We start from the raw sequence: 6807 nt of genomic DNA, 5'->3' as shown, positions 1-6807 counted from the left end.
GCCGACCACGGGATCGCCGAGGACGGCGAGGGGGAGGGCGGGGAGCATCTGGCCCGCTGGATGCCGTACCTGCATTCGGTGGTCGAGGCCTCCACCCGGCTGCGCGGCGAGGAGACCCTGCGGATCGGCGGGGACGACTGGACCGTCATCCACACCCCGGGCCATTCGCTGGGTCACGTCTGCCTGTGGTCGCCGGCCCGGCGGGTGCTGCTCTCCGGCGACCACCTGCTGCCGGGCATCACCCCGCCGGTCACCTTCGAGCGGGGGTTCGACGCCGACCCGATGCTGAGCTACCTGCGCTCGCTGCAGCTCGTGCGCAGTCTCGGGCCGGAGCTGGTGTACCCCGGACACGGGCGGCCGTTCGGCGACGCCGTCGGCCGGATCGACGCGATCGTGCGCAACAAGATGCGACGGATGGACCGCATCCGGCGGGCGATCCAGGAGAAGCCGACCACCGTCGGCGAGCTGACCGATCGGCTGGTCGTCGGCTCGCTGCTCGGGCACCAGCGTCAGCTGGCGATCAACGAGACCCTGGCCCACATCGCCTGCCTGCGCTACGCCCGGCTGATCGAACGACGGATCCGGCCGGACGGGGTGTACGAGTGGTTCGGCACGAGCGGGGAACCGCTGGACGTCGACCGGTTGCTGGCCGGTTCGCAGGCGCCCGGACCCGGTCCGGTCCTGCGCTCCCACTGAGCAGGAAACCCCCGTCGGGGCCCCCGGTCCGCGGGGCCCGATGTTTGACTCATCCGGCAGGGAGGGACCCTGCCGGTCACCGACGGCGAACCCGCGAGTTCAGGACGGACATGATGAGCGAAGAGACCGCAGGCCCACTGGTCATCCAGGGCCTGGCCGGCCTGAACGAGCGGCTGGGCACCGACCTGGGCGTGAGCGACTGGTGGACGGTGACGCAGGACGGCATCACCACCTTCGCCCGGCTCACCGGCGACGAGCAGTGGATCCACGTCGACCCCGAGCGCGCCAAGGACGGGCCGTTCGGCACGACCATCCAGCACGGCTTCTTCACCCTGGGCCTGGCCACCGGGTTCCTCTGGGAGATCTGCACCGTCGAGGGCTTCGCCGTCGTGCTCAACTACGGCCTGAACAAGGTCCGGTTCCCGTCCCCGCTGGCGGTCGACAGCCGCATCCGGATGCACGTGAACCTGGCCGAGGTCAAGGAGCTGCCCACCCCCAACGGGCCGGGGGCCGAGGCCGTCTACCGGCTGACCTACGAGGTGCAGGGCCAGACCAAGCCCTGCTGCGTCGCCGACCTCGTCTTCCGTTACTACAACTGACGTCCCGCCCCCGTCGGGGCGGGCAACCGGGCCGGCACGGAGGTGTCCCGCCCGATCTGCCCGCACCACCGTCGCAGCACCGCAGCACCCCCACCGATCTGTCACCGAACACGCCGAGGAGAGAAAGTCCATGACCACCACCCAAGCCAACCCGGCGGTCGGCAAGAGCATCGTCGCCAACGGGATCCGCACGAACTACCTGGAATCCGGCACCGGCGGGCAGACCGTCGTGCTCGTCCACGGTTCCGGCCCCGGCGTGACCGCCTACGCCAACTGGCGCCTGGTGCTGCCGGTGCTCGGCGAGGACTTCACCTGCTACGCGCCCGACATGGTCGGGTTCGGCTACTCCGACCGTCCGGAGGACGTCGAGTACAGCGTCCAGACCTGGGCCGACCAGACCGTCGGCTTCATCAAGGCCATGGGCATCGAGAAGACCCACCTGATCGGCAACAGCTTCGGCGGGGCGATCGCGCTGCGCATCGCCACCCAGCACCCCGAGCTCGTCGACAAGATCGTGCTGATGGGCTCCATGGGCGTGCCGTTCGACATCACCGACGGCCTGGACACCGTCTGGGGCTACGAGGGCACCATCGAGTCGATGCGCCAGGTGCTGGACTACTTCGCCTACTCGCGCGACCTGGTCAACGAGGAGCTGGCCCAGGTCCGCTACAAGGCGAGCATGGAACCGGGCTTCCACGAGTCGTTCTCGTCGATGTTCCCGGCCCCGCGGCAGCGCTGGGTCGAGGCCATGACCACCCCCGACGACGAGATCCGCAAGCTCACCAACCGCACCCTGATCGTGCACGGCCGCGAGGACAAGGTCATCCCGCTGGAGACCTCCCTCAAGCTCGAGCAACTGATCGACAACGCCGACCTGTCGGTGTTCTCGCACTGCGGTCACTGGTCGATGATCGAGCGCACCGCCGATTTCAACCGGCTCGTGCGCGACTTCTTCCTCGAGGCGCCGACCACGCCGGTCAAGGGCCAGTAAGCGCGCGATGGTCACCAAGACGAAGCCGGCGTCCGACACCGCCGGGGCCGACACCGCCGGGGCCGACGCCGCCGGCGTCGAGGTCCCCGACCTGAGCGCCCGGGATCGCGACCTGCTGGTCCGCATCTACCGGGCGATGGTCCTGACCCGCGCGGTCGAGGACCGCATGGTCGCCATGTACAAGGGCGGCGACCTGCTCGGGTCGCTCTACACCGGGCACTGGCACGAGGCGATCAGCGTGGGCGCCGCGTCCACCCTGCGCGCCGACGACTACATGGCGCCGATCCACCGCGACCTGGGCGCCCACCTGTACCGGGGCATGGAGCCCTGGCAGGTGATGGCCAGCTTCATGGGCAAGGCCACCTCGCCCACCGGCGGCCGCGACGGCACGCTGCACTACGGCCGGCTGGACCTGGGCCACTACAACCTGCCCAGCCACATCCCGGCCAACTTCCCGGTGGCCACCGGGATGGCGTTCGCCGCCAAGTACCGGGGCCAGGACCGGGTGTGCCTGGCGTTCTGCGGTGACGGATCCACCTCGCGGGCGGACTTCCACGAGGCACTGAGCATGTCCAGCGTGCTCGACCTGCCCAACGTGTTCGTCATCGAGAACAACCAGTTCGCCTACTCCACACCCATCTCCATGCAGTCCAAGTCGATGAAGTTCTCCGACAAGGCCAAGGCGTACGGCATTCCCGGCGTGACCGTGGACGGCACCGACGTGATCGCCGTGCACGACGCGGTCGCCGAGGGCGTCGAGCGGGCCCGGGCCGGCAAGGGCCCCTCCATCGTGGAGGGCGTGACGATGCGGATGCACGGGCACGCCGAGCACGACCCGGCCGACTACGTGCCCAAGGAGATGTTCGCCGAATGGTCCGCCAAGGACCCGGTCGAGCTGTTCGAGAAGCGGCTGATCGCCTCGGGTGTCATCGACCAGGCGACCGCGGAGGACACCAGGAAGCAGGCCCGCCAGGCGGCGATCGACGCTCGCAAGAAGGCACTCGCCGATCCGATGCCGGACGCGAGCAACATCGAGGAAGGTGTGTATGCCGACTGACGTCGCAGATCGGCCGGCGATCCTGAACCCGGACGCCGGTCCCAAGGACAACGGCCAGGCCACCTACCTGGAGGCCGTGGCGCTGGCCCTCGATCACGAGATGCAGCGCGACCCGGACACCTTCATCATCGGCGAGGACGTCGGCCAGTTCGGCGGCGCCTTCAAGGTGACCAAGGGCTTCCTGGACAAGTACGGGCCGCGGCGGGTGGTCGACACCCCCATCGCGGAGACCGGTTTCACCGGCCTCGCGGCCGGGGCGGCGCTGGTCGGGCTGCGCCCGATCGTGGAGTTCCAGTTCGCGGACTTCATCTCCTGCGCCTTCGACCCGATCATCAACGTGCTGGCGCGTCACCACTGGCGCACCGGCGACCCGATGCCGGTGACCATGCGGGCGCCGTTCGGCGGCCGGCTGCGGGCGGGCCCCACCCACTCGCAGAGCGTGGAGAGCTACTTCGCGCACGTGCCGGGGCTGAAGATCGTCATGCCGGGCACCCCGCAGGACGCGGCCGGGCTGCTGATCTCCTCGATCCGGGACAACAACCCGACCCTGTTCCTGGAGAACAAGTACCTCTACCGGCGGCTGAAGGCGGCCGGCCCGCTGTCCATGGATCCGATCCCGCTGGGCGTGGCCAACGTGGCCCGGCCGGGCCGGGACGTCACGCTGGTGACCTACTCGGCCGGCGTGCACCAGGGCCTGGAGATCGCCGACGAGCTGGACAAGGAAGGCATCTCGGTCGAGGTGATCGACGTGCGGACCCTCGTCCCGCTGGACGTGGAGACGATCGTCAACTCGGTCAAGAAGACCTCCCGTGCGGTGGTGCTGCACGAGGCCGCCCGGCGGATGGGCTACGGCGCCGAGATCGCCGCGACCATCCAGGAGGAGGCCTTCTGGTACCTGGACCAGCCGGTGGCCCGGATCGGCGCGAAGAACACGCCGACGCCGACCAGCCCACCGCTGGAGGATGCGGTCATCCCGCAGCCGGCCGAGATCGCCGACGCGATCCGGGCGGTCGCGCGGGCCTGACCGCGTCGCCGACCTGCACTGCGAACCACCATTTCTCGTCCGGGCGGCGGGCCCATCACCGGTCCGCCGTCCGGCCACCCCTTTCGGAAGGACATCTGACGTGGCCGACTTCGACATCGTGGTGCTCGGCGGCGGTCCCGGCGGGTACGCCGCGGCGCTGTACGCGGCCTCGGCGGGCCTGTCGGTCGCGCTCGTGGAGAAGGAGAAGGTCGGCGGCACCTGCCTGCACCGCGGCTGCATCCCGGCCAAGGCCCTGCTGCACGCGGCCGAGGTCTTCCGCACGGTCGAGCATGCCGCCGCGCACGGCGTGAAGCTGCCCGACGGCTTCAAGGCCGAGCCGGACTGGCCCGCGGCCAACACCCGCAAGGCCGGCATCGTCAAGCAGCTGCACGGCGGACTGTCGGGCCTGCTCAAGCGGCGCAAGGTGCAGGTCGTCATCGGCGAGGGCCGGCTTCTTCCCGACGGGTCGGTGTCGGTGGACGGTCAGACCCTCAAGGGCAAGGCCACCATCCTGTGCACCGGCTCGGTTCCCCGGGCGATCCCGGGCATGGACGTCGACGGTGAGCGGATCATCACCTCCGACCACGCCACCAACAGCACCGCGGACAAGCTCCCGGAGCGCGCGGTGGTCATCGGTGGCGGCGTCATCGGTGCCGAGTTCGCGTCCGTCTACACCGATCTCGGGGTGGACACGACCCTGCTCGAGGCCATGAACGACGGCGTGCTGCCGATCGGGCCGGATCGTGACGTGGCAGGAGTGCTGGCCAAGTCACTGGCCAAGCGGGGCACCAAGATCAACGCCCAGGCGCGGGTCGGCACCCTGGAGAAGACCGCGAACGGCGTGCTGGTGCCGTTCGAGACGCCCAAGGGCAGCGAGAAGATCGAGGTCGACCAGGTTCTCGTGTCCATCGGGCGGCGCCCGGTGACCGAGGGGACGGGGGCCGCCGAGGCCGGGGTGCGGATCACCGACCGCGGCTTCTTCGAGGTCGACCCGACCACGATGCTCACCAGCAAGCCCGGCGTCTACGCCATCGGCGACTGCGTGCCCACCCCCGGCCTGGCCCACATCGCCTACGCCGAAGCAGTTCTGGCGGTCGACCACTTCCTGGGCGAGAACCCGGTGCCGGTCGACTACGCCAAGATCCCGTGGGTGGTCTACACCCACCCGGAGGTCGCCTGGTCGGGTCTGACCGAGGCGCAGGCCCGGGAGGCCGGGCACGACGTCGTCGTGCACAAGCATTCGTTCGCCGGCAACGGGCGGGCGATGATCCTGGGTGAGACCGACGGCCTGGTCAAGATCGTCGCGGCCAAGGACGGCCCGGTCCTGGGCATGCACCTGGTCGGCCCGTGGGCCAGCGAGCTGATGCACGAGGGCTACCTGGCCGTGAACTGGGAGGCCCTGCCCAGCGAGGTCGGCCGGCTCATCCACGCCCACCCGAGCCTGTCCGAGGCGATCGGCGAGACCATGATCACCTTCTCCGGCCGCTCGCTGCACGGCTGACGCCGCCGGGCCGCCCACCGGCCCCGGTTCCCCGACCCGCACACCAACTTTCGAAAACCAGGAGACGTTCGGATGTCCGACGAATGGTTCGTCACGATGCCCAAGCTGGGCGAGACCGTCACCGAGGGCGAGCTGACCACCTGGCTCAAGAACGTCGGTGACCCCATCGCCTTCGACGACCCGCTGTTCGAGGTGTCCACCGACAAGGTGGATTCCGAGATCCCCAGCCCCTACGACGGGGTGCTGGCCGAGATCCTGGTGCCCGCCGGTTCGACCGTGCCGATCGGCACCCAGCTCGCCCGCATCGTGCCCGAGGGCGCCGCGTCGGGCACCTCGTCGGTGTCGTCCGAGGACCGGCTGCCGGGGACCGGCCATCACGTGGCCGCGGCCGGCGGCCCCGCCCTCGGCGACGGCGCCGCGCCGCAGATGGGTGGTTCCGAGGGGCCGTCCGACGAGGCCCCCGGGGTCAGCGCGCCGGCCGGCGAGGTGCACGACATCACCATGCCCAAGCTCGGCGAGACGGTGACCGAGGGCGAGCTGACCACTTGGCTCAAGAACGTCGGCGACGCGATCGAGATGGACGACCCGCTGTTCGAGGTGTCCACCGACAAGGTCGATTCCGAGAGCCCCAGCCCCTACGACGGGGTGCTGCGGGAGATCCTGGTCCCGGCCGGCACCACCGTGCCGATCGGCACCCCCGTGGCCCGCATCGGCGAGGCGGGCGCCGCGGTCGGCGGTTCCTCCGCACCGGCCGCGCCGGCGAGCGGGTCCACCACCGCCGGCCCGAGCTCCTCGACCTCCACCACCATCGTGATCGGCGCCAAGGCCGAGCCCGGCCGGATGCTGTCCCCGCTGGTGCGCCGGCTGGCCGCCGAGCACAACCTGGACGTGACCTCGCTGGTCGGGTCCGGCGCCGGCGGCCGGATCCGCCGCGAGGAC

7 protein-coding genes are annotated in these 6807 nt (G+C 70.4%); all 7 read left to right on the top strand.

Translation table 11 applies throughout. The annotated features are described in order from the left end of the window. Window positions 1-696, top strand: a 696-nt coding sequence (locus ACOJUF_RS11890) for an MBL fold metallo-hydrolase (RefSeq protein ID WP_420122057.1), incomplete at its 5' end; no start/stop codon positions are given. Window positions 697-809: 113 nt separating this feature from the next. Continuing rightward, window positions 810-1295: a MaoC family dehydratase gene (locus tag ACOJUF_RS11885; RefSeq protein ID WP_420122056.1), complete on the top strand. Its 486-nt coding sequence runs from the start codon at window positions 810-812 to the stop codon at window positions 1293-1295. 130 nt (window positions 1296-1425) lie between these two features. Continuing rightward, a complete protein-coding gene (locus ACOJUF_RS11880) occupies window positions 1426-2286 on the top strand; it encodes an alpha/beta fold hydrolase (RefSeq protein ID WP_420122055.1) in 861 nt (286 codons plus the stop codon). Between the two features lie 7 nt (window positions 2287-2293). Further along, window positions 2294-3343, top strand: coding sequence for a thiamine pyrophosphate-dependent dehydrogenase E1 component subunit alpha (locus ACOJUF_RS11875; protein ID WP_420122054.1), 1050 nt, complete (start codon window positions 2294-2296; stop codon window positions 3341-3343). Continuing rightward, window positions 3333-4367: an alpha-ketoacid dehydrogenase subunit beta gene (locus ACOJUF_RS11870; RefSeq protein ID WP_420122053.1), complete on the top strand. Its 1035-nt coding sequence runs from the start codon at window positions 3333-3335 to the stop codon at window positions 4365-4367. The genes ACOJUF_RS11875 and ACOJUF_RS11870 overlap by 11 nt, the downstream gene beginning before the upstream one ends. Window positions 4368-4467: 100 nt before the next feature. Continuing rightward, window positions 4468-5868, top strand: a complete 1401-nt coding sequence (gene lpdA, locus ACOJUF_RS11865) for a dihydrolipoyl dehydrogenase (protein WP_420122052.1) — start codon at window positions 4468-4470, stop codon at window positions 5866-5868. Between the two features lie 72 nt (window positions 5869-5940). Beyond that, window positions 5941-6807, top strand: an 867-nt coding sequence (locus tag ACOJUF_RS11860) for a biotin/lipoyl-containing protein (RefSeq protein WP_420122051.1), incomplete at its 3' end; no start/stop codon positions are given.

It is taken from the genome of Nakamurella sp. (genome assembly GCF_048594475.1).
GTDB lineage: Bacteria > Actinomycetota > Actinomycetes > Mycobacteriales > Nakamurellaceae > Nakamurella.
This window is presented reverse-complemented; position numbering and strand designations above follow the sequence as displayed.

Bases quoted from the DNA above. Each gene is read 5' to 3' on its own strand.
- ACOJUF_RS11885 (WP_420122056.1), top strand. From the start codon at position 810: ATGAGCGAAGAGACCGCAGGCCCACTGGTCATCCAGGGCCTGGCCGGC.
- ACOJUF_RS11875 (WP_420122054.1), top strand. From the start codon at position 2,294: ATGGTCACCAAGACGAAGCCGGCGTCCGACACCGCCGGGGCCGACACC.
- ACOJUF_RS11880 (WP_420122055.1), top strand. From the start codon at position 1,426: ATGACCACCACCCAAGCCAACCCGGCGGTCGGCAAGAGCATCGTCGCC.
- ACOJUF_RS11870 (WP_420122053.1), top strand. From the start codon at position 3,333: ATGCCGACTGACGTCGCAGATCGGCCGGCGATCCTGAACCCGGACGCC.